The 21,320-nt window shown below is 61.4% G+C and carries 22 protein-coding genes; 19 read left to right on the forward strand and 3 right to left on the reverse strand.

What is annotated here, in order from left to right; genetic code table 11:
- Positions 1-201 precede the first annotated feature (201 nt).
- From G4C92_RS09390 to G4C92_RS09435, 10 genes are all read left to right on the forward strand, one after another.
- Complete coding sequence (locus G4C92_RS09390; RefSeq protein WP_274939604.1) at positions 202-1,140, forward strand: LysR family transcriptional regulator; 939 nt, start codon at positions 202-204, stop codon at positions 1,138-1,140.
- Positions 1,141-1,167: 27 nt separating this feature from the next.
- Positions 1,168-2,220: an aldo/keto reductase gene (locus G4C92_RS09395; protein WP_274939605.1), complete on the forward strand. Its 1,053-nt coding sequence runs from the start codon at positions 1,168-1,170 to the stop codon at positions 2,218-2,220.
- A gap of 17 nt (positions 2,221-2,237) precedes the next feature.
- Positions 2,238-3,254 carry an alpha-hydroxy-acid oxidizing protein gene (locus G4C92_RS09400; protein ID WP_274939606.1) on the forward strand — a complete coding sequence of 339 codons (1,017 nt, stop codon included), beginning with the start codon at positions 2,238-2,240 and terminating at the stop codon, positions 3,252-3,254.
- Between the two features lie 11 nt (positions 3,255-3,265).
- On the forward strand, positions 3,266-4,225 hold the full coding sequence (locus tag G4C92_RS09405) for a D-2-hydroxyacid dehydrogenase (protein ID WP_274939607.1): 960 nt from the start codon (positions 3,266-3,268) through the stop codon (positions 4,223-4,225).
- A 457-nt stretch (positions 4,226-4,682) separates the two neighbouring features.
- Entirely contained in the window at positions 4,683-4,850 is a 168-nt protein-coding gene (locus tag G4C92_RS09410) for a Flp1 family type IVb pilin (protein ID WP_274939608.1), read from the forward strand.
- A gap of 23 nt (positions 4,851-4,873) precedes the next feature.
- Positions 4,874-6,376 carry a DUF5702 domain-containing protein gene (locus G4C92_RS09415; RefSeq protein WP_274939609.1) on the forward strand — a complete coding sequence of 501 codons (1,503 nt, stop codon included), beginning with the start codon at positions 4,874-4,876 and terminating at the stop codon, positions 6,374-6,376.
- A 69-nt stretch (positions 6,377-6,445) separates the two neighbouring features.
- Positions 6,446-7,198 carry a hypothetical protein gene (locus G4C92_RS09420; protein ID WP_274939610.1) on the forward strand — a complete coding sequence of 251 codons (753 nt, stop codon included), beginning with the start codon at positions 6,446-6,448 and terminating at the stop codon, positions 7,196-7,198.
- The gene (locus G4C92_RS09425; RefSeq protein WP_274939611.1) at positions 7,198-7,653 is read left to right on the forward strand and encodes a prepilin peptidase; all 456 of its coding nucleotides are present in this window, start codon (positions 7,198-7,200) and stop codon (positions 7,651-7,653) included. The genes G4C92_RS09420 and G4C92_RS09425 overlap by 1 nt, the downstream gene beginning before the upstream one ends.
- Before the next feature lie 85 nt (positions 7,654-7,738).
- Entirely contained in the window at positions 7,739-8,146 is a 408-nt protein-coding gene (locus G4C92_RS09430) for a TadE family protein (protein ID WP_274939612.1), read from the forward strand.
- A gap of 21 nt (positions 8,147-8,167) precedes the next feature.
- On the forward strand, positions 8,168-9,511 hold the full coding sequence (locus G4C92_RS09435) for a DUF6382 domain-containing protein (RefSeq protein WP_274939613.1): 1,344 nt from the start codon (positions 8,168-8,170) through the stop codon (positions 9,509-9,511).
- Between the two features lie 22 nt (positions 9,512-9,533).
- On the opposite strand, the gene G4C92_RS09440 is transcribed toward G4C92_RS09435, so the two are convergent.
- Positions 9,534-9,959: an HIT family protein gene (locus G4C92_RS09440; protein WP_274939614.1), complete on the reverse strand. Its 426-nt coding sequence runs from the start codon at positions 9,957-9,959 to the stop codon at positions 9,534-9,536.
- Positions 9,952-10,551: a rhomboid family intramembrane serine protease gene (locus G4C92_RS09445; protein ID WP_274939615.1), complete on the reverse strand. Its 600-nt coding sequence runs from the start codon at positions 10,549-10,551 to the stop codon at positions 9,952-9,954. The genes G4C92_RS09440 and G4C92_RS09445 overlap by 8 nt, the downstream gene beginning before the upstream one ends.
- A gap of 267 nt (positions 10,552-10,818) precedes the next feature.
- On the opposite strand from G4C92_RS09445, the gene G4C92_RS09450 reads away from it, so the two are divergent.
- Genes G4C92_RS09450 through G4C92_RS09460 form a run of 3 tightly spaced genes read left to right on the forward strand, consistent with a single transcriptional unit; the run spans position 10,819 to position 13,342 of the window.
- Positions 10,819-11,991 (forward strand): aminotransferase class I/II-fold pyridoxal phosphate-dependent enzyme, encoded by a 1,173-nt coding sequence (locus G4C92_RS09450; RefSeq protein WP_274939616.1) that lies wholly within the window; start codon positions 10,819-10,821, stop codon positions 11,989-11,991.
- Positions 11,992-12,015: 24 nt separating this feature from the next.
- A complete protein-coding gene (locus G4C92_RS09455; RefSeq protein WP_330654686.1) occupies positions 12,016-12,522 on the forward strand; it encodes an HD domain-containing protein in 507 nt (168 codons plus the stop codon).
- Position 12,523: 1 nt separating this feature from the next.
- A complete protein-coding gene (locus G4C92_RS09460) occupies positions 12,524-13,342 on the forward strand; it encodes an HAD-IIB family hydrolase (RefSeq protein ID WP_274939618.1) in 819 nt (272 codons plus the stop codon).
- Here G4C92_RS09460 and G4C92_RS09465 read toward each other — a convergent pair.
- On the reverse strand, positions 13,329-14,858 hold the full coding sequence (locus tag G4C92_RS09465) for an alpha-amylase (RefSeq protein WP_274939619.1): 1,530 nt from the start codon (positions 14,856-14,858) through the stop codon (positions 13,329-13,331). The genes G4C92_RS09460 and G4C92_RS09465 overlap by 14 nt on opposite strands.
- A 314-nt stretch (positions 14,859-15,172) precedes the next feature.
- On the opposite strand from G4C92_RS09465, the gene G4C92_RS09470 reads away from it, so the two are divergent.
- The 6 genes from G4C92_RS09470 to G4C92_RS09495 all read left to right on the forward strand — a co-directional run bounded on the left by G4C92_RS09470 (position 15,173) and on the right by G4C92_RS09495 (position 21,238).
- On the forward strand, positions 15,173-16,741 hold the full coding sequence (locus tag G4C92_RS09470; RefSeq protein WP_274939620.1) for a C69 family dipeptidase: 1,569 nt from the start codon (positions 15,173-15,175) through the stop codon (positions 16,739-16,741).
- 164 nt (positions 16,742-16,905) lie between these two features.
- Complete coding sequence (gene trxA, locus G4C92_RS09475; RefSeq protein WP_274939621.1) at positions 16,906-17,217, forward strand: thioredoxin; 312 nt, start codon at positions 16,906-16,908, stop codon at positions 17,215-17,217.
- Between the two features lie 16 nt (positions 17,218-17,233).
- Positions 17,234-18,136 carry a thioredoxin-disulfide reductase gene (gene trxB / locus G4C92_RS09480; RefSeq protein WP_274939622.1) on the forward strand — a complete coding sequence of 301 codons (903 nt, stop codon included), beginning with the start codon at positions 17,234-17,236 and terminating at the stop codon, positions 18,134-18,136.
- Positions 18,137-18,161: 25 nt separating this feature from the next.
- Positions 18,162-18,629, forward strand: coding sequence for a ribose 5-phosphate isomerase B (gene rpiB, locus G4C92_RS09485; protein WP_274939623.1), 468 nt, complete (start codon positions 18,162-18,164; stop codon positions 18,627-18,629).
- Between the two features lie 172 nt (positions 18,630-18,801).
- Complete coding sequence (locus G4C92_RS09490; protein WP_274939624.1) at positions 18,802-19,893, forward strand: PTS transporter subunit IIC; 1,092 nt, start codon at positions 18,802-18,804, stop codon at positions 19,891-19,893.
- A 58-nt stretch (positions 19,894-19,951) separates the two neighbouring features.
- Positions 19,952-21,238: a serine hydrolase domain-containing protein gene (locus G4C92_RS09495; RefSeq protein ID WP_274939625.1), complete on the forward strand. Its 1,287-nt coding sequence runs from the start codon at positions 19,952-19,954 to the stop codon at positions 21,236-21,238.
- The last annotated feature ends 82 nt before the right edge of the window (positions 21,239-21,320 follow it).

Here is a 21,320-nt window from a genome sequence, read left to right on the forward strand (position 1 = left end):
GCGGAGACGCAAAGAAGCCGTGTGCAGGTCGCTGTCCCGTCACACGGCTCACGCTATGGCTACAGTCAGAAACTGTCAGGATGATGAAAGAAGGAAGATCTCTCCGAATCTTCATCTGAGTTCATCTTACCGGCTGCGGATGCATTTGTAAAATACGCATTCCATTGCCAGTATCATATGTTTTTCGTATAGTGGACGGCCATGGATTTCAAAGGACTGCAGTACTTCATGACAGTGGCGCAGGAATTGAATTTTTCCCGCGCCGCCGAAAAACTCCATATGAGCCAGCCTCCGCTCAGCAGCCGGATCCGTCAGATGGAGGAGGATCTCGGCGTGACGCTTTTCATAAGAGGGAAGCGGCATCTGCAGCTCACCGAGGCGGGCCGGCTGCTCTACCGGCGCGCGTCGCAGATGCTGGAACTCGCGGACAAGACGAGGAGCGAGATGAGGTCCTTCGGACGGGAGCTGTCGGGACGGATCTGTCTTGCGATTGCGGACGGCCGTGCGCCGGCGATCGCCGCGGGCTGGATGGCGGGATTCCGGGAGGAATATCCGCTGGTTGAATTTTCTCTGTGGAACGGCTCCAGCGACGACGTGCTGGACCGGCTTCACAGGGGGCTGGCGGATCTTGCGCTGATCGTGGCGCCGTATGACACGGAGCATCTCGAGGGGATTCCGGTCTGGAAGGAGCCCTGGACGGCCCTGATTCCGGCATCGCATCCTCTGGCGCAGCGGCCCGGAACCGAGATCCGTCTCTCCGAGCTCGCCGAGGTGCCGCTGGTGATTCCGCAGCGCAAGTCGAGGCAGGAGGCGGTTCTCCGGTGGTTCTCCGGGATCGGGCGGGAGCCGCGGGTGATCTGCACGCTTTCCAGCTTCAATGACGCGGCGGCGGTCGCCGCTGCGGGAGCGGGGGTCTGCATCTATCCCGAGACGCAGGACGGACCGTACCCGGGCGTGGCATCGAAGGTGATCACGGAGCCGGAGCGGATCGCGGAATATGAGCTTGTCTGGATCCGGGAGCAGCCGCCCGTCGCTCCGGCATCTGTGCTGACCGACTATGTCCGGGATCTGATGGAGGAGGCCGGAGAGGTGCCGGAAAGCGGAAGGCTGCGCGGCGTGAGGGAGCAGACGGTTCTTTGACGGCGGTGCGCCTAAAAGGAGGAAACGATGAGACAGATTACACTGGGACGGACAGGTATCACGGTCCCGCAGAACGGATTCGGCGCGCTGCCGATCCAGCGGGATTCGAAGGAGACGGCGGTGCGCCTTCTGAGGAAGGCATGGGACGGCGGCATGCGCTATTTTGACACCGCGCGCGCGTACTCGGACAGTGAGGAGAAGGTCGGGGCCGCGTTCGACGGAATGCGGGACAAGGTTCTGATCGCCACCAAGACGGCTGCGAAGACGCCGGATGCATTCCGGGAGGATCTTGACGTTTCTCTTGAGAAGCTGCGGACGGATTACATCGATGTCTACCAGTTCCATATGGCCTCTCAGGTGTATGCACCGGGAGACGGGACGGGACTCTATGAATGCATGCTGGAGGCGAAGCGGTCCGGGAAGATCCGCCATATCGGCATCACGGCGCACCGGATTCAGGTCGCGCTGGACGCGGCGGTCTCCGGACTCTATGAGACGATTCAGTTTCCGTTCAGCTATCTTGCCTCGGACAGGGAAAAAGAGCTGGTCCGCCTCTGCGGGGAGCAGGGCGTCGGCTTTATCGCCATGAAGGGGCTCGCCGGCGGGCTGATCACCCGCTCCGAGGCCGCGATGGCCTTCATGAACCAGTATGACAATGTGCTGCCGATCTGGGGCATCCAGCGGGATAAGGAGCTGGATGAGTGGCTGGGCTACATGAAGGAAACGCCGGAGATGACCGGCTCTCTGGCCGCGTATGTCCGGAAGGAGCAGGAGGAGCTGTCCGGCGATTTCTGCCGCGGCTGCGGCTACTGTATGCCCTGCCCGCAGGGAATCCAGATCAACCAGTGCGCGCGGATGTCGCTGATGATCCGGCGCGCGCCCTCCGATGCCTGGCTGACGCCTTACTGGCAGGAGGAGATGAAGAAGATCGAGACGTGTCTCAACTGCCGGGCCTGCACGAAGAAGTGCCCGTACGAGCTGAACACGCCCGAACTGCTTCGGAAGAATTACGAGGACTATCAGAAGGTGCTGGCCGGCGAGCGCGAGGTCGGCCAGAGCCGCGGGGACGGACTCAGATAAAGGAGGATAAGGCTGTGATGACATATGAGGAAGTGCTGGCGAAGGCAAAAAACTGTGTGGGAAAATACTGCAAGGCGTGTTCGATCTGCAACGGACGCGCCTGCGGCAGTCAGATCCCGGGACCGGGGGCGAAGGGAACCGGAGACACGGCGATCCGGAACTACGACGCGTGGCAGAAAATCCGCGTGAATATGGATACGATCGCGGAGGCCGCGGAGCCCGATCCGTCGCTTGAACTGTTCGGACGGACCTTCCGGTATCCGTTCTTCGCGGGCCCGGTGGGGGCGATCAACATGCACTACGGCGATGTCTACGATGACGCGAGCTACAACAAGCTGCTGGTTGCCGCATGCGCTCAGCTTGGCATCGCCGCGTTCACCGGGGACGGGACGAATCCCGGCGTCTTCACGGCGGCGGTTGCCGCGATCCGTGAAGCGGGCGGAGCCGGCATCCCGACGGTGAAGCCCTGGGACGAGGCGACGGTGGAAGAGAAAATGCGGATGGTGCGGGAGTCCGGCGCCTTCGCGGCTGCGATGGATGTGGACGCGGCGGGGCTTCCGTTCCTCAAGGGGCTTAATCCTCCGGCGGGCCGGAAATCCGTCTCCCAGCTGAAGCGCATCATCGAAGGAGCGGGCGTGCCGTTCATCGTCAAGGGCATCATGACGGTGAAGGACGCGGAGAAGGCAGTGGAGGCCGGCGCGGCGGCCATCCTCGTCTCCAACCACGGCGGACGCGTGCTGGATCAGTGCGCGGCCACAGCCGAGGTCCTTCCGGAGATCGCGGACGCGGTGGGCGGCCGCGCCAGGATCCTTGTGGACGGAGGGATCCGTTCGGGGACGGACGTCTTCAAGGCGCTGGCGCTGGGCGCGGACGGTGCCGTGATCGCCCGGCCGTTCGTCACAGCCGTCTTCGGGGGCGGCCGCGAGGGCGTGGAGGCCTATGTGCGGAAGATCGGAGGAGAGCTCGAGGATACGATGCTGATGTGCGGCGCGAACACGCTGTCCGACATCACGCGCGATATGGTCAGGATCTGAGGCAGGGACATATGGAGAAGAAGACAGTGCTGGTCACGCTTCCGGTGACGGAGGAGCAGAAGGAATATCTGGAGGAGACGGCCGGGGAGCGGGCTGCCTTTCTCTGGAAAAGCGCGGCCGCGGTCAGGGACGGCGAGCTGGAGCAGGCCGATGCCATCATCGGGAACGTACCGCCGGAGAGGCTCACGATCTGCCGGCGTCTTACGTGGCTGCAGCTGAGCAGCGCCGGTGCGGACGCCTATACAGGCGCGGGCGTGCTGCCGGCGGGGACGGAGCTCACAAACGCTTCCGGCGCATACGGACCGGCGGTCTCGGAGCATATGCTGGCCCTGACCTTCGCGGTGATCCGCCGGTTCGGCCAGTACGGCCGGAATCAGGTCCGCCACGTGTGGAAGGCGATGGGTGACGTCATCTCCGTGGAACATTCCGTGACCGCCGTGCTCGGACTGGGCGATATCGGGGGCGCCTACGCCCGGAAGATGAAGGCGCTTGGCGCTTACACCATCGGCGTACGGCGGACGGAACGGGAAAAGCCGGAATGGCTTGACGAGCAGTACACGCTGGATGCGCTGGATAAGGTGCTGCCCCGGGCGGATATCGTGGCGATGGCGCTGCCGGGCTCGCCGGAGACGTTTCATCTTATGGATGAACGGAGACTGGGCCTTATGCGAAAGGGGAGCTGTCTGATCAACGTCGGACGGGGAAATGCAGTTGACACCGCCGCCCTCCGGGAGGCCCTCGCAGCCGGCCGGCTTGCCGGCGCGGGACTCGACGTCACGGATCCGGAGCCGCTTCCGGCGGACGATCCGCTGTGGGACTTTGACAATGTCGTTCTCACGCCCCACGCGGCGGGATGGTTCTTTCTTCCGGAGACGCTGACCCGTGTCGTCCGGATCTCGGCCGGCAATCTGTCCGCCTGGCTGGACGGACGGCCGCTTACCCACAGGGTCAGCCGGACGTTCGGATATTGAGCCGGAGGCGCAGAGCGGCCGGCAGCCGGCATCGGGCATCAGAGGAAATGGCCGGGCGGAACAGGACGCTGCAGGAAGAATGCCGGAGACATGACGCGGCGGAGACATAAGCGAAACGCTTTTGTCTCCGCCGCGTTTTCGTGCATTCTGCGCGAAGCCGGCATATGACGATTCAGAAGGTATTCCGGATTGCCGGAACCGCTCCGGCTCGGGTATACTTGCCTTATCAGCCATTCAGATGGGCAGACCGGTTCCGGTTCTGCCGAAATCCATATACGAACCACAATCGATAAGCGGAGCTCCGGAGACAGAGGCGAAAGACCGATGTCATCCGTCTTACTTTGGCGCACCCTCTATGCGGCGAAAAACGGGAGAAGCATGCCCGTGTCTCTTTCGGGCCGTTCCGGCCCGGTCCCCGCCGCGCAGAGGGCGGGCGCCGGAAAGGAGGAGGGGGCAGATGAACGAACTGAGTCGTTTTCTGGAAGAGGAAGACGGTGTGGCGGTCGTCGAGGTCGTGCTGATCCTGCTGGTTCTGATCGCTCTGGTACTGATCTTCAAATCGCAGATCACCAATGTGCTGAAGACAATACTCGGCAAGGCGGCATCGCAGAGCGGATCGGTCTGATCCGGACGGGAAAGGCGGACGGCATGAAGCGAAACGGAACGGACGGCGGAAGAAGGGCGGGAGGGAGCATCACGGTTTACCTGGCGCTTACACTGGCCGTGATGGTCTCACTGATTCTTGCTTCCATCACCTCCGTGAAAATTCGTGCGGGACGGATGCAGGCGGCGAACGCCATGGATCAGGCGATGTACTCTCTTTTCGCAAAATATGACCGGCAGCTTGACGAGACGTACGCCCTGTTCTTTCTGGACGCCGGAAGTGCTTCCGGCGGACTGGATTTTGCCGCCTGTGTCGACGAGCTGGAGGACGCGGCGGACTATCTGCTCCGGCCCAACCGGGGACGTCGTCTGTTCGGCGGCAGGAACCTTCTCCACCTGACGAGGGATTCCTGCTCGCTGACCGGCTGTACGCTGGCGACCGACGCGGGCGGGGCGGCCTTCCGGGCCGAGGCGGTGCAGGCCGTGAAGGATACAGGCGGACTGGCGCTGATCAGAAGACTGAGGGAAAGGAAGAAAGCGGCGGGGAAGCGTCAGAAAGCCGGACGGGAATATCTCCGGGGCGCTCAGAAGAAGAGCTACGGAAGTCTTACGCAGCAGGCCGCGGAGAAAAGACGAAAAGAGGAGGAGCGCCGCGCCGCACTCGCGGCGGAAGGCGTGGAGACGGAAGCGGAACCGCCCGCGCTGCCGGAGGGCTTCATGAATCCGATCCCGATGCTTGAGCAGCTGACGTCCGCGTCGGTGCTCGATCTTGTGGCGCCGGACGGCGTCTCCGCGAAGAAGGCGGATCCGGGGGATCTGGTCAGCGGCCGCAGTCTGGGGAAGGGCTTCGGCGTGATGAGGGCGGATACGGGAGGAAGCGAGCTGGCGTTCAAGGCCTACCTGCTCGATCACTACCGGACGTACCGGAATCCATCCGTTCATTCCGTCCTCTCATACCAGCTGGAATACATTCTTTGCGGTAAAAGCAGCGATCTTGACAATATGAAGGAAACGGTCCGGTATCTGATGCTGAACCGCGAGGCGGACAACATCGCGTGCCTGTACGCGAACCCGTCTCTCAGCCGTTCTCTTTCAAGAACGGCCGATCTGATCGGTCTGTCTCTCGGCGTGCCGGAGCTGGCGCCGGCGTTCAAGCTGGTTCTGGCCGGCCTCTGGGCCTACGCGGAGAGTGTGGTTGATCTTCGCTGTCTGCTCACCGGCGGCCGCGTCTCTCTGACGAAGCAGGCGGCGTACTGGCAGACCGCACCGGATTCTCTGATCGGCGCGGGGGCGGATCTGGACGGGCTGGTGAAAAGCGATCCGTCCGGTCTTGATTATGAGGAGTATCTCGGGATCATTCTGCTTGAACGGCAGGGCAGTCTGGTCATGCGCGCCATGGACATGACGGAAGCCGAGATCCGCGGGAACGGGAATCCGGGGTTTCGGATGGACCACTGCATCTATGCGCTGTCCGCCGAGATGAAGGTCTGCGCGGAGAAACGGACGACCTTTCCGGTGAGCCGCTCGCTCTGCTACGGGGATCTCTGATCCTGCCGGCGGCGGTGGAGAACGGGAGGGGGCGCAGCGGGGAACAATGCTGTGCGGAAAGGAGAGAACATGGGAGGGTTCCGGACTGTCCGGAGACGGAAGAACGTCGCAAACGCAGCTCAGGTATGCCGGCGGAGCGGACGGTCCGGAGTCTTGTCCTTTGCCGGCTCGATGACGCTGGAGTGCGCGGCCATGCTGCCGCTTTTCTTCATGACCGTGCTGACGCTGATTCTGTTCATGAATGCGGTCAGCCTTCAGGTTGAGGCGAGCCTCAGACTGTCCAACCGGGCGAGAAAACTCTCGATGGCGGCCGGTGCCGCGCAGGGGGATAAAAGACCGGAAGCATGGATCGATCTGGCGGAAAACAGGACCTTCGATTACCCGTTTTCCCTGCCGGGGATTCCGAAGCTGAAGATCGCCGTGCGGGCCAGAGTGTATCCGTGGACGGGGATGAAGGGCGGTCTTCGGAGCCGGAAGCGGGCCGGCAGCGCGAAAGAGGAGATGGTACTCGTCACGGAAAACGAGTCCGTCTGGCACACGCATGCTGACTGCACCCATCTTGATCTTTCCGTTTATCAGAGTACGACGGCCAGGATCGGGACGCTCCGGAATGTCTACGGAAGACGCTACCGGCGCTGCCCCGGCTTTCCGGAGGGGTATCAGGGAACCGTCTACGCCACGGCCAAGGGACGCTACTATTATCCGTCGTCTTCCTACGGGAGTCTCACGCGTCACGTGCGGATGGTAAAGAAGCAGTCCGTGGCGGATCTGAAGGAGTGTGAGCGCTGTGCGGCCCGGGACCGGGCGGGGAAGGCGGGATGATGGAGGCCGTGGCAATCTGTGTCACGCTGGGGATGCTTTCCTTTTCGGCATGGCAGGACGTGCGGACGAGAAGCGTGCCGGTTCTCCCACTCCTTCTGGTGCTGACGGCCGGTCTTCTTTCAGCGGGATGGCGTGATGTGCGGGCGACGTGCGCCGGCGCGCTTCTTCCGGGCGGTCTTCTGCTCATCATGACGCCGGCGACAGGCGGCCGGATCGGATCCGGAGACGGACTGACGCTGCTGGCTCTGGGCGCGTGGAATAGCCCGGAAACTGTCTGGCATACGCTGATCGCGGCGCTTGCTGCCGGCGGACTATGGGCCCTCGGACTCCTGACGGCCGGAAAGGGAAAAGAAACATCGTTTCCTTTTCTTCCGTTTCTGCTGGCCGGTTTCCTTTTCAGTCTGCTGTTTTCGCCGGAGGCCGCCGGATTTCTGAACGCGCCGTTGCCCGGATGACGGCGTGAGGCGAACGACGGAGAGCCGGGCGGCTGCGGGAGGCGCCTTGGACGCTTTTGCGGGGGCAGGAGAAAGGGAAAACAGGATGAGAAGAGAGAATTTGAGAAAGAGGCCGCAGAATAGCGGATCCGCTCTTCCGGGATCGTTTACGGCGGAAACGGCCATGCTGATGCCGGTGATTTTCGCCGTTGTGTTCACCTGCGTCTATTTCTGCTTTCATCTTCATAACCGGGCTTCGCTTACGGCCGGCTGCGCGGAACAGGCGGTGAGCGGCCGCGAGCAGGATCCGCCCGGGCTGCCGGCCGTATCCGGGCTTCAGGTGACGCACTCGGAAACGGAGACGGCGCGGACCTGCGGGGCGTCCGCGGGCACGCTCTGGTATACAGGGGAAAAGCTGTGGGATATCCGCGTATCGGAGACATACGAACGGTTCAGACCGGTCGCTTTCACGCGGAAAGCGCATGCGGTTGTGGTCCTGTACGCGGATGAGTGAGACGGCGGAGGAGAACGTAAGATGAAGGCGGATTATCAGCGCAGCCTGACGCACTGTTATATGAGATTCAGCGAAGAGGGAACGGAGGTGCCGGACAATTATCAGCTCCGGATCCTCGCGTCCAGCCGGATCGAGGGAATCCTTCCGATGACCGAGGAGCATGTGGACAACCGGCAGTATTTCCGGTATGAGATCACTTCGCTGATGCCTTTCAGGGATTATTCCGAGACGCATACCTTCCGGGTGGAGGATCTCCGTACACTGTTCGGGGGACTGCTGGATACGATGATGCAGGCGGAGGATTATCTTCTGGAAGCGGAGAGACTTCTGCTGGATCCGGACTATCTGTATGTCTCGTGGGAGACCGGACGGATCTGGGCGGCCTATAATCCGTTCCACCGTGAGGAAGTCCGGAAAGGACTGACGGGGCTCACGGAGTATCTTCTGAGAATCATCGGCTGCGGCAATCAGGAGGCGGTCATCCAGACGTGCCGGTTTCTGCACGCGCTGCAGGAGCCGGGGACGGAACCGGGTGACTTAAGGAAACTGCTGGAGCAGGGAATCTCTCATGAAGGAGGAGAGGAAGCGGAGCCGGACTTTGCATCCCTTCCGTATGAGACGGAGGAGAAAACGGCGGGCGGCTCTGATCTGTCCGGAGGTGAGGCGGAAGAGAATGTACCGGTACATCCGGCCGCGCGCTTTCTGCCGGACAGGCAGACTGTGCTGACCGCCGCGGTCCTGGTACCGGCGGCGGGTGGTCTTTACGCGGCGCTTCAGATGCAGAGGTGGCTCGTCCTTACCCGGGTGGAATCCGCCGTCAGCGCCGCCGCGCTGGCCGGTGCGGTGGCACTGAGTCTGGTCATAGCCGGGCGGCTTCGGCGAAGGAAAGGAGGAGAGACGGATGAGAAGACGGAGGAGATTCCGCTTCCGCCTTCGCCTCAGGAAGACGTCTGGGACGCGGACGGCGCGCCGGATGTGGAGGAGAGCTGGTACGCGGGCAGGGAGGATGACGGAGGTGGGCGGACTGTGCTGCTGGGGGGCTTTTCAGCCGGAAAAGGAGAGAAAGAGTGGCTGCTTCGCCCGTCTGATCCGGCCGGCGGACTTGCGGTCATCCCGCTCACCGGCAGCGAGCTGCTGATCGGCCAGCGCGGAGGTCCGTCCGACGTTCCGATCGATGATCCGACCGTGAGCCGGATACACGCGCGGCTGGTGAAGACGGACGGAGTCTGGTATCTCAGCGATATGGGCTCGCGGAACGGAACGACAGTGGACGGAAAAAAAGCCGTCGGGAGAGAAGCGATTCCTCTCTCCGACGGCTCCCGGATTTCCTTCGCCCGATGCGGTTACACGGTGTGCAGAGAATGATGTGCGGGACGGTGTGGCCGCATCACGACTTTCCTGCCATGACTTTTCTGAATGCCGAGAGGATCGCGTCGCGGTCCCCGTCTGTCAGCGGACTCTGCGGCCAGTTGGCGACGATGGCCGGGCCGTCCTTGTACCGCGGAATCAGATGAATATGGAAGTGGAACACGGTCTGCCCGGCGGCCGTCCCGTTGTTCTGGACAATATTGAAGCCGTCGCAGTGCATGGCTTCCGTCATCGCCGCCGCGATCCGGCGGGCGAGTACGAAGGCCTTTGCGGTCAGATCTTCCGGCATCTCCCAGAGATTTGCGTAGTGCTCCTTCGGAAGGATCAGACAGTGGCCTTTTGTGGCGGGATTCGCATCGAGAATGACCCGGAACAGACTGTCCTCATAAAGTGTGGCGGTCGGAATGACGCCGTTGGCGAGCTTGCAGAAAATACAGTCAGACATAATCAGCCTCCCTTTTATGATGCCGGTAGAGCGGGACGGCCATCAGGAAACCGATGGCAAGGCCCGCCAGATGCGCTGCGTTGGCCACGTCCGGAGACGTGAAGCCGAAATACAGTGAGAACGCCAGCAGAATCAGCATCTGGCGCAGCGTGAGCCCCTCCACCCGGCCGCGGCAGCGGAGAATGATCCAGAGAATCCCTCCCATCACGCCGAAAATCGCGCCGGAAGCGCCGACAGAAACCACGTTTCTGTCCTGAAGGACGTAGAGACGCCAGCAGATTGCGTTGGCGAGAACACCGGAAGTGAGGTAGAGGATCAGGCAGCGGACCCTGCCCAGCTGATCCTCCAGCACCGAACCCATCAGATAGAGAAGAAGCATGTTGTTCAGCAGATGACGGATCCCGCTGTGGAGAAACATCGCCGTGAACAGACGCCAGTACTGACCGCCGCTGATCAGAGAGACGGAGGCGCCGCCCCAGAGAGTCAGCACGTCTGTGCGGAGCGTGCTTCCCGAAACGGCTTCCGCCAGAAAAAACACGATGAGGTTGACTGCGATCAGGGCAGTCGTGACATAGGGGATTCTCTGTCTCAAAACAAGGCCTCCGGCTGTTCGTATGGACAACATTATACCGCATGTTCCCGATTTGTGCTATCATAGCGCTGATACGCCGGCGTCCGCCGGAACGCGCCGGCCGCCCGAACAGGAAGCTCAGTCTTATAGTTCGGAGCGGACAACGCAGATCCCGGTGCCGGCCGTCAGTGCGCGGACTTCAGAATCCGGCATCGCGCCGGGGACTTCCGGCGCGGACCGACGCGCGGGAATGCGCGAAAAGACGGGGTATAGAAAGCAGGTACAGAGATGGAATATCAGGAGTCGAAGCTGTTGGAGCATTTTCAGCCGGGTATCTTTGCGCTGATGGATCGGAAAAAGCGGGAACTGATGCAGACAGGACGGACCGTCTGCAATCTGTCGGTGGGCACCCCGGACTTCAAGCCCCCGAAACATGTCATGGAGGCGCTCGAGGAGGCGGTGAGGGATCCGCTCAACTACCGCTATGCGCTGGCGGATTCGGACGAGCTGCTGGAAGCCGTCATTTCCTACTACAGGAGACGATTCGGCGTCGGGCTGGAAAAAAACGAGATTCTGGCGGTTCACGGCACACAGGAAGGAATGGGGCATCTCGGTATGGCCGTGTGCAATCCGGGCGATGTCGTTCTGCTCCCGGATCCGGGCTACCCGATCTACGAGGCGGGATCTTACTTCGGCGGAGCCGAGATTCACTACTATGAGCTGGTGAAGGAAAATCATTTCCTTCCGGTGATCTCGGAGATTCCGGAGGAAATTCTCCGCCGCACGCGCTATATCGTCGTCTCCTATCCGTCGAATCCGGTGGGAGCGACTGCGCCGAGAGAAATGTACGAGGAACTCATCCGGTACGCGAACCGTTACGGGTTCTTTATCATCAATGACAACGCGTATCCGGACATCATCTTCGACGGAAGAGAGGGCTATTCGTTCCTCTCGGTGCCGGGTGCGAAGGAGGTCGGAGTAGAATTCTTCTCTCTCTCCAAGACCTTTAACCTGACCGGTCTCCGGCTGTCCTTCCTGGTCGGAAACCCGTCTGTCGTCCGGGCGCTGAAGAAGCTCCGCAGCCAGTATGATTTCGGCGTTTCCTATCCTTATCAGAAGGCGGCGGCCGCCGCGCTGACGGGACCGCTGGACGGCGTGAAGGAGCAGTGCATGGAATACCAGAGGCGGAGAGACGCCCTCTGCGGCGGTCTCCGGAAGGTGGGCTGGAACGCATGGGATTCGGAGGGCACCATGTTCACATGGATCCCGGTGCCGGAAGGCTATACGTCTGCATCCTGCATCGAGACGCTGATGGATACCTGCGGCGTGGTCGGCACGCCGGGCACGGCCTTCGGACCGAAGGGAGAGGGCTACATCCGGTTCGCGCTGGTCCGGCCGGCGGAGGAACTGGAACGGATCTGTGAGATCATCGGCAAAAATTTCCCGATGAAGAAAGGCTGAGCGGACATGACGGTTTCGGAACTGATGAAAAAAATGATTGACGCGTCGGAGGGAAATCTGCACGATATCAATCATTTCGTGAAAGTCTGGGGCTACGCGAAAACGATCGGAGAGCTGGAGGGCATCCCGTCGGAGACGCAGTTTATTCTGGAATGCGCGGCGATCATGCACGATATCGCCTGTCCGCTCTGCCGCCGGAAATACGGCAACACGAACGGGACGTATCAGGAGAAAGAAGGCATGCCGCTGGGGCGCGCGCTCCTTGCGGATACGGATCTGACTGACGCAGAGAAGGAACGGATCGTGTTCCTGATCGGACATCACCACACCTGCACGGACGTGAACGGAATGGATTATCAGATTCTGCTGGAGGCGGATTATCTGGTGAACGCGGATGAAAGCGCGTATTCGGCGGAGAATATCGAGGCGTTCCGGACAAGGGTGTTCCGGACGGAGAGCGGAAAGCGTCTGCTGGATTCCATGTACAGGGAACGGCTCGCAGGACGGAAGCGGCTCATGAAAGAGAGATGAGATGAAATATAAACTGATGCTTTTTGATATGGACGGCACGCTGCTCAATTCGGAGAAGCGGATTCCGGCTGAAACGGTCCGGATGATGGAGAAGGCGGAACGCGCGGGTCTTCAGTGTGCACTGGGGACCGGCCGCTGTCTGACGGAGCTGGCTCCGTACGGGGAGCAGCCCGCCGGCCTCCGCTACGCAGTGCTGGAGAGCGGCGGTCTCGTCTACGATCTGAAGGAGAAGAGGATTCTGCACAGGACGTGCTTCCGGACGGGACTGATCGAAATAATCGTCGCGGCGTCGCTTAAGGAGGACGTGATGATCCAGTTCATGGCCGGCGGCGAGGGTGTCGCGCAGGCGTCGGACATTTCCCGGATGCCGCATTACCGGATGGAGGCGTATCAGAAGCTCTATCAGGAAACGATCCGTCCGGTGCCGGATATCCGGTCCGAAGCTCTCCGGCGCGCCGGGGAGATCGAGAAGATCAATGTCTTCCATGTCTCGCCGGAGGCAAGGAAGAGAACGAGAGAGAGGCTGAGAGGCCTTCCCGTCGAGGCGGTGGACGCGGAACAGACATCGGTCGAGTTCTCGCCGATGGGGGTGAACAAAGGCCGCGGGCTGCTGGATCTCTGTGAAATTCTTCACAGAGATCTCAGCGAGTGCGCGGCTGTCGGAGACGCGGACAATGATCTGACGATGCTGGGCGCCGCCGGCTTCGCCGTCGCGATGGGCAACGCCAACGAGCATGTGAAGAAGATCGCGGACATCATCGTCGCGGACAACGATCACGGCGGCTGTGCGGAGGCGCTGCGGAGGGTCATGGCATTCTGACTGCGTGAGCGGCGGCCTCCTCGTCGAACCGCTCGATGACAAGAGGCTCGTTTTCGTCCGGCTCTTTTGTCCAGACGCTGACGGATCCGTCGGCGCAGGAGAAGACGCCGCAGCCCTCCCCGTCGATGAGGACTTCGCCGGGAATGATCCCCATCGCGTCGATCCAGCCTTCGCCCGCGTGCTGACTGCCGACATACATGCGTTTTTTTCCGCCGAGACGATCCGTCATCACGACGGCGACGCCGGAATTGGGGTGCGTTTCGTCGCCCTCCAGCGTCCATCCGATGATGTCCTCGTGGTCGAAGTAGTCGTGCTGGATGCCGAAGAGTCTTGTCCGGCGGATGAAGGTCATGACGTCCAGCTCGCCGGGGAAGCCTTCGCTGCCATATTTCTGAATGCCGTAATAATCGCCGTAGAAAATGCACGGGTATCCCTGTGGCCTCAGGAGGATCACGGCATAGGCGTGAGGGACGAACCACTCGAGGACGGCGCTCTCGAGAGCCTGGCCCCGCTGCGTGTCGTGGTTTTCCACGAACGTAACCGCCTTCTCAGGATCACGCTGCACGAGACTTCCGTCCAGCAGACGGCGCATGTCGAACTGACCGTTGCTGTGGCTGGCGGCGAAGAAATTGTAGTGAAGCGGCACGTCGAAGAGAGACATGCAGCGCCCGCAGGCGTCGAGATACTGCTCCAGCACATTCACATCCGCGTGCCAGTATTCGCCGACGGCGAAAAGTTCAGCGTGATTGTTCTTCCGGAGCGTGCCGAGCCACTCCCCGAAGAAGCTGTTTGTGATGTGCTTCACCGCATCCAGACGGAATCCATCGACATGCGTCGTGTCAAGATACCACTGCCCCCAGTCGAGAAGGTGCTTCCGTACTCTGGGATTGCTGTGGTTGACGTCCGCGCCCATCAGATAGTCGTAGTTGACGTTTTCACGGTCGACGCCCGGATTCCAGCTGACGCCTTCGAAATTGTAGATGCCGCCTTTTTCCTTCCGCTCGTCCCAGTCGACACCCGTGAAGCAGGTGGCGTCCCATGTGAAATCGTCGTAGACGCCGCCGCGCCCCGGAAACGTGAAAACGGTCCACGCTTTGATGGACTGCACGGGCGTGATTTCCTGAAGACGGTCCGACTGCGCGTTTTCGACCGCGTCGATCTCATCGGTACCGTCGGCGCCCATCATATGGTTGAGAACCATGTCGGCGTAGACGTCGATTCCGTTTTCCTGATACGCGCGGATGCAGTCCAGATATTCCTGTTTCGTGCCGTATTTTGTGCGCACGGAGCCCTTCTGGTCAAATTCGCCGAGGTCGTAGAGATCATATACGCCGTAGCCGACATCCTCCGCGCCGGCCTGGCCTTTATACGCGGGAGGCAGCCAGACGGACGTGACGCCGCGGGAAGCAAGAGCATGAGCCTTGCCGGCCATGACGGACCAGAAGGTGCCGTCGGACGGGAGATACCATTCAAAGGCCTGCAGCATCACGCCGTTTTCTACTGTCCTGTTTCTCAAATCCAATCACCCCTTTCGACTCCCATGCCTGCCAGTTTACCTGATTCGCGGCCGGAACGCAACGCGGAGGGAGGCGGAAGGCCGGTGATTACGCTACGGATCCGCCCGGCTGCTCCGGACGTGCGCATCCGGTTTCGGGAACGGAGACCCCGCCGGCCTCGCCGGGCCGGCTGTCTCCGGATGCCACTTCCGCTTGCCCGTGAGAAATTTGGCGGTATACTGGAAATGTCCGGCGGATGGAAGCGGACGGCTCCGAGAGAACCGCGGCAGCCGGAGAACATCATTGACTGTGCTTTTTTAAGGAGGAATCGGATATGCCCTGTACAACAGTGCTGGTCGGAAAGGACGCGTCCTACAACGGCTCGACGATGATCGCGAGGAACGAGGACGCCGGAGGCGTCGGTCATTTTAATCCGAAGAAGTGCATCGTCCTTCACCCCGGCGATCAGCCGGTCCGGTACCGCTCGGTGCTCTCTCATCTGGAGATTGAGCTTCCGGCGGAGTCACTCAGAACGACCATGATGCCGAACGCTGTCCCGGACGAAGGCGTCTGGGCGGCGGCTGGCACCAATGAAGCCAATGTCTCGATGACCGCGACGGAGACAATTACATCCAATTCGCGGGTGCTCGGCGCCGATCCGCTGGTTCTGTACCAGCCGGCCCGGACAGAGAAGAAACGCCAGGAGGACGGAACCGTGATTGAAACCGAGGTCAGTCCCGAGCGGGCCGGCGGCATCGGAGAGGAGGATATGGTCTCGATCGTGCTTCCGTATATCCGCAGCGCACGGGAAGGCGTGCGCCGACTGGGCGATCTGCTGACGCGGTACGGAACCTATGAGATGAACGGCATCGCGTTTCAGGACAGCGATGAAATCTGGTGGCTGGAGACGATCGGCGGCCATCACTGGATCGCCCGCCGTGTGCCGGACAATGCCTGCGTGCTGATGCCGAATCAGCTGGGGATCGATGTCTTCGATCTGACGGACGCTATGGGCGCGCAGGAGGAATTCATGTGCTCCGCCGACCTTCCGGAATTTATGGAGCGGTACCATCTCGACCTGACGATGCGGGGAGACATGGACGGCGATGAGGAAGAGGAGCCGGATGAAGGTCTTTTCAACCCGAGAGAGGCATTCGGGAGCCATTCGGATCAGGATCATGTCTACAATACGCCAAGAGCCTGGTATATGATGCGGTATTTTGCGCCTCACGACGGCACCTACGACGGTCCCGACGCGGACTGCCGCCCGGAGGACGATGATCTTCCGTGGTGTGTCGTGCCGGAACGGAAGATCACGGTGGAGGATGTGAGATACGCGCTTTCAAGCCATTATCAGGGAACGCCCTATGATCCGTACGCCACATACGGAAATCCGTCCGAGCGGGGACGCTACCGCGCGATCGGCATCAACCGGACCAATTTCCTCTCGATCCATGAGCAGCGCCCGGGTCTGCCGGCCGACTTTGCGGCCGTCGAATGGGTGGCGTTCGCGTCCAACGTGTTCAACGCGCTGGTGCCTTTCTATCCGAATGTAAACGAGACACCGGCTTATCTCGCCGAGACGCCGTCGCGGGTTACCACTGACAGCTTCTACTGGGCGTCACGTCTGACGGCGGCGCTGGCCGACGCGGCGTACGGATCCTGCATTCAGGCTGTGGAGCGCTATCAGATGACGGTGATGGCGAAGAGCCGGAACATTCTCAACGTTTGCGATGCCGCCCAGACGGCGGAAACGGACCCGGATCTCCGCGAGAAGCTGAGAGAGCGGGCCAACGGAGAGATCGCGGCGATGCTCAGAGAAGAGACGGACAGCGTGCTGAAAAAGGTGCTCGATGAGGCCAGCGCGCGGATGAAGAACGCCTTTTCGCGAGCGGATAACTGAGCGGTCTGCTGGCGGGACGCGGCGAGGTCTGACGGACAGAAGGATTCTGTGTGATTGGACAGATAAAAAACTTGACAAAAATAGTCAGATTTAGTTAGATAAAGATGAACCTGTTCATGCAAGGAAGGACGAGACGTCCGCCGGATTATAAAAGGAGAAATGCAATGGAAGTAATCAAAGTGACAGTCGATACATTTGACGATGTGGTTCTGAAGAGCAGCGAGCCGGTGCTGGTAGATTTCTGGGCCAGCTGGTGCGGACCCTGCAGGATGCTTTCGCCCGTTATCGCCCAGGTGGCGGCGGAGGCGGAGGGCTTCAAGGTGGCGTCAGTCAATGTGGATGAGGAAGGGGAGCTCGCGCAGCGGTACGGCGTGGCGTCGATCCCGACGCTGATCGTGTTCGAAAACGGGAAGGCCGCGCGCACATCCGTCGGCGTCATCCCGAAGGACCGGATTCTGGAACTTGTGAAGGGCTGAGAAGGGGGGACCGCTGATGTATGACGTGATCATTGTGGGCGCAGGACCGGCCGGACTGACAGCGGCGATTTATGTGCGGCGGGCCGGCCGCAGCGCGCTCCTTCTGGAAGCGAAAATGGTCGGCGGGCAGATCGTGAATACGCCGGAGATCGAGAACTACCCCGGGCTCAAAAAAGTGTCGGGCTTTGATTTCACCCAGACTCTTTTCGAGCAGGCGACGGCGTTCGGTGCGGAGATCGCATATGAGACGGTGACGTCTGTGGAGAAGGATGGGGATGTGCGGACGGTCAGGACCGCTTCCGGAAAGACCTATCAGGCAAAGGCCGTGATCCTCGCTACCGGCGCGAAGAACCGTCATCTGGGACTTGCGCGTGAGGATGAGCTGCTCGGACACGGCATTTCCTACTGCGCGACGTGCGACGGGATGTTCTTCAAGGGAAAGGAGGTAGCCGTCAACGGAGGAGGCTCGACCGCTGTCGGCGACGCGCTGTTCCTCTCCAATTACTGCAGCCATGTCTGGCTGATTCACCGGAGGGACGGATTCCGGGCCGCCAGCGCGGATCTGGAAGAGTTGAAGAAGCGGGACAACGTGACAATGATCCTCAATTCCACGGTGACGGAGCTGATCGGGGAGAAAAGCCTTGAAGCGGTCAGACTGAAGAACAAAAAGGACGGCAAGGAATCGACGCTGCCGGTGGCCGGCCTTTTCGTCGCGATCGGCCAGGAACCGGACAACGGTGCGTTTGCGGACGTGGCAAGGCTCGACGGCCGGGGCTACATCGAAGCCGGCGAGGACTGCCGCACGGCGACGCCGGGTGTGTTTACGGCGGGAGACTGCCGGACCAAGGAAGTGCGGCAGCTGACGACGGCGGCGGCGGACGGCGCGGTGGCGGCGCTCGCGGCCTGTGCGGCGATCTGACAAACAACAGGAGGATACGGGCAGAATGAAACTGGCAATCGGAAACGACCACACAGGCGTGGCGATGAAGAACGAGATCATGGCCTGGCTGAAGGAGAAGGGCATTGAGGTCGTCAATGTCGGCACAGACTCGACAGAGCGGTTCGACTATGCCGTCAGCGGCTACCGGATCGCCCGTCTGGTGGCAGACGGCGAGGTGGACGGAGGTATCGCGATCTGCGGAACCGGCATCGGGATTTCACTGGCTGCCAACAAGGTGCGCGGCATCCGGGCCTGCGTCTGCAGCGAGCCGTATTCGGCCCGGCTGTCGAAGATGCACAATAATTCCAATATCATCGCGTTCGGCGCCCGCGTCGTGGGCGTCGAGATGGCCAAGATGATCGTGGAGGAGTGGCTTTCAGCCTCCTTCGAGGGCGGCCGTCACGCGAGACGGGTCGCACAGATCATGGAAATCGAGGAGACGCAGCATCTGAAGGCTGCGGAACAGGAATAAAAAGAAGGCGTAAAGCCGTTTCTCCGCGCAGCAGAGCGGAGAAACGGCTTTTCGTGCGTCTGCCTCCGGCAGCGTGAGGGGAAGCCGCGCGGAAAGGTGGAAATGAAGCGGCCGGAAGGCTCCGGCTGTTTTTCATGACCCGGCGGAGCCGGGGAGGGGAGAGGACAGTCCGATGGACAGATTCAAGGCATTTCTGAAACGAAAGGATATCGAGATTTCACTGAAGCGGTACGGCATCGACGCCCTCGGCGCGATGGCGCAGGGACTTTTCTGTTCCCTGCTGATCGGGACCATCATCAACACGATCGGAAAGCAGTTCGGGGTCGGCTGGCTGACGAGTCCGGTCGCGACGATCGCCGGCGAGGAGTACACGGTCGGCGGACTGGCCACCGCGATGAGCGGTCCGGCGATGGCATGCGCGATCGGATACGCGCTGCACTGCCCGCCGCTGGTGCTGTTTTCCCTGATCACAGTCGGCTTCGCCTCCAACGCACTGGGCGGCGCGGGCGGCCCTCTGGCGGTGCTCTTCGTTGCGATCATCGCGTCTGAGGCCGGCAAGGCGGTGTCGAAGGAAACGAAGGTCGACATCCTCGTCACGCCGCTCGTCACGATCGGCGCCGGCGTCGGCCTCTCCGCGTGGTGGGCGCCGGCGATCGGCGCGGCGGCCAGCCGGGTCGGCACCGTGATTATGTGGGCGACGGGACAGCAGCCGTTCCTGATGGGGATCATCGTCTCCGTGGTCGTCGGCGTGGCGCTGACCCTGCCGATCTCCTCCGCGGCGATCTGCGCCGCGCTGAGCCTTACCGGCCTCGCGGGAGGCGCGGCGGTCGCCGGCTGCTGCGCGCAGATGGTGGGTTTCGCGGTGATGTCTTTCCCGGAAAACCGCTGGGGCGGACTGGTTTCCCAGGGAATCGGAACCTCGATGCTTCAGATGGGCAATATCGTCCGCAATCCGAGGATCTGGATTGCGCCGATCCTCACGTCGGCGGTCACCGGACCGCTGGCAACCTGCGTCTTCCATCTGACGATGGACGGGGCACCCGTCTCCTCCGGTATGGGAACCTGCGGTCTTGTCGGTCAGATCGGCGTTTACACCGGTTGGGTCAATGACATCGCTGCCGGAACGAAGGCCGCCGTCACGCCCTCTGACTGGTTCGGCCTGCTGATGATCTCCTTTATCCTTCCCGCAGTGCTCTGCCCGCTGATCAATCTCGGGCTGCGCCGTCTCGGATGGGTGAAGGACGGCGATATGAAGCTTTCCTGAAGAGCCCTTCTTCGGACAGAATCGGAAAAACAACAGGACGGGCGGGAAAGGAAACGGAATGAAGGAAGAGACGAAACGGGCGATCGACGGACTGATCGAGGACGCCGTTCATGACGGGACGACGGCGGGTGCGCTGTTTGCTGTCACGGAGGACGGCAGGGAAACCTTTTACACGGAGCACGGCTATGCACGGATTGAGGAAGAAAAACCGATGACACGGGACTGCCTCTTCCGTATGTTCTCGATGACGAAGCCTGTCACGGCGGTGGCCGCGATGGTGCTGATGGAGAAAGGAATGCTCGACCTCGGCCAGCCCGTGAAGGAACTGATTCCCGGCTTCGGCGGCGATTATGTGATGGAGGGAAAGAAGCGGGTGCCCTGCAGAAAGCAGATGACCGTTCTGGATCTTCTCAACATGACGTCCGGTCTGACATACGGGGACGGCCGGACGGCAGCCGACCTGATGACCATGAAGCGGATGATTGAGGAGACAAGACGGCTCCATACCGATGAGGCCGTCGGGACGGTCGATTTTGCGCGTGCACTCAGCGAGCTGCCGCGGGCGTTCGAGCCGGAATCATCCTGGCGGTACGGCTATTCGGCGGATGTGCTCGGCGCGGTGATCGAGTGCGTGACGGGCGAACGGTACGGCGACTGGCTGAAGGAAAATGTCCTGCTTCCGATGGGGATGACCGATACGGATTTCTATGTTCCGGAGGAAAAGCAGCCGCGTCTTGCGCATGTCTACCGGGAGGTCGACGGGACGATGCGGCGATCCTTTGAGGAGACGGAAGGATGCGCCGGGGCGGCCGGCTCAGACGGGAAAAAGCCAAACCGCCGCCGGATCGTGAGAAACCCGGACGGCGGCGCGCCGATGCGGCGCTACACGGCCGATCCGCTTCTGGTCCCGATGGCGATGGACCGGCGGCCGGCCTTTGAGTGCGGTGGCGCGGGACTCGTTTCTTCTCTGGACGATTACTCGAAGCTGATCGCGATGCTGATGGGGGAGGGAAAGGTGAACGGCGTCCGGATTCTGCAGCCGGAGACGGTACGGTTCCTCACGTCCGGATCCCTTTCACCGATTCAGCAGGCGGAGATGGACCGCCTCTTCGGCGCGATGGGCGGCTTCACTTATCAGCATCTGCTGAGGCGGATGACGGATCCGGGCCGCTATGCCGGTCTTGCGCGTATGGACGAGTACGGCTGGGACAGCTGGACGGGCTGCTACTTCGCGATTTTCCCGCATGAGAGGAAGAGCATGCTGCTTCTCGAGCAGAAGGCGGAGTGCGGGACGATCCCGCTGGTACGCAAAATCCGGAACGTGTGGCTGAGCGGATGGACATGACGACCGGTGGAGACCGGATTACAACGCCCGGTTTCGAACAGCCGTGCGGCAGCCTGATGTGAAAGGAAAAGGGGCAGGAATG

This window comes from Chordicoccus furentiruminis, assembly GCF_019355395.1.
GTDB classification, from domain to species: domain Bacteria; phylum Bacillota; class Clostridia; order Lachnospirales; family Lachnospiraceae; genus Chordicoccus; species Chordicoccus furentiruminis.

What these genes read in the sequence shown, in the direction of transcription:
- G4C92_RS09390 (WP_274939604.1), top strand. Translation starts at nt 202, where the DNA reads ATGGATTTCAAAGGACTGCAGTACTTCATGACAGTGGCGCAGGAATTG.
- G4C92_RS09395 (WP_274939605.1), top strand. Translation starts at nt 1,168, where the DNA reads ATGAGACAGATTACACTGGGACGGACAGGTATCACGGTCCCGCAGAAC.
- G4C92_RS09400 (WP_274939606.1), top strand. Translation starts at nt 2,238, where the DNA reads ATGACATATGAGGAAGTGCTGGCGAAGGCAAAAAACTGTGTGGGAAAA.
- G4C92_RS09405 (WP_274939607.1), top strand. Translation starts at nt 3,266, where the DNA reads ATGGAGAAGAAGACAGTGCTGGTCACGCTTCCGGTGACGGAGGAGCAG.
- G4C92_RS09410 (WP_274939608.1), top strand. Translation starts at nt 4,683, where the DNA reads ATGAACGAACTGAGTCGTTTTCTGGAAGAGGAAGACGGTGTGGCGGTC.
- G4C92_RS09415 (WP_274939609.1), top strand. Translation starts at nt 4,874, where the DNA reads ATGAAGCGAAACGGAACGGACGGCGGAAGAAGGGCGGGAGGGAGCATC.
- G4C92_RS09420 (WP_274939610.1), top strand. Translation starts at nt 6,446, where the DNA reads ATGGGAGGGTTCCGGACTGTCCGGAGACGGAAGAACGTCGCAAACGCA.
- G4C92_RS09425 (WP_274939611.1), top strand. Translation starts at nt 7,198, where the DNA reads ATGGAGGCCGTGGCAATCTGTGTCACGCTGGGGATGCTTTCCTTTTCG.
- G4C92_RS09430 (WP_274939612.1), top strand. Translation starts at nt 7,739, where the DNA reads ATGAGAAGAGAGAATTTGAGAAAGAGGCCGCAGAATAGCGGATCCGCT.
- G4C92_RS09435 (WP_274939613.1), top strand. Translation starts at nt 8,168, where the DNA reads ATGAAGGCGGATTATCAGCGCAGCCTGACGCACTGTTATATGAGATTC.
- G4C92_RS09440 (WP_274939614.1), bottom strand. Translation starts at nt 9,959, where the DNA reads ATGTCTGACTGTATTTTCTGCAAGCTCGCCAACGGCGTCATTCCGACC.
- G4C92_RS09450 (WP_274939616.1), top strand. Translation starts at nt 10,819, where the DNA reads ATGGAATATCAGGAGTCGAAGCTGTTGGAGCATTTTCAGCCGGGTATC.
- G4C92_RS09455 (WP_330654686.1), top strand. Translation starts at nt 12,016, where the DNA reads ATGAAAAAAATGATTGACGCGTCGGAGGGAAATCTGCACGATATCAAT.
- G4C92_RS09460 (WP_274939618.1), top strand. Translation starts at nt 12,524, where the DNA reads ATGAAATATAAACTGATGCTTTTTGATATGGACGGCACGCTGCTCAAT.
- G4C92_RS09470 (WP_274939620.1), top strand. Translation starts at nt 15,173, where the DNA reads ATGCCCTGTACAACAGTGCTGGTCGGAAAGGACGCGTCCTACAACGGC.
- trxA (WP_274939621.1), top strand. Translation starts at nt 16,906, where the DNA reads ATGGAAGTAATCAAAGTGACAGTCGATACATTTGACGATGTGGTTCTG.
- trxB (WP_274939622.1), top strand. Translation starts at nt 17,234, where the DNA reads ATGTATGACGTGATCATTGTGGGCGCAGGACCGGCCGGACTGACAGCG.
- rpiB (WP_274939623.1), top strand. Translation starts at nt 18,162, where the DNA reads ATGAAACTGGCAATCGGAAACGACCACACAGGCGTGGCGATGAAGAAC.
- G4C92_RS09490 (WP_274939624.1), top strand. Translation starts at nt 18,802, where the DNA reads ATGGACAGATTCAAGGCATTTCTGAAACGAAAGGATATCGAGATTTCA.
- G4C92_RS09495 (WP_274939625.1), top strand. Translation starts at nt 19,952, where the DNA reads ATGAAGGAAGAGACGAAACGGGCGATCGACGGACTGATCGAGGACGCC.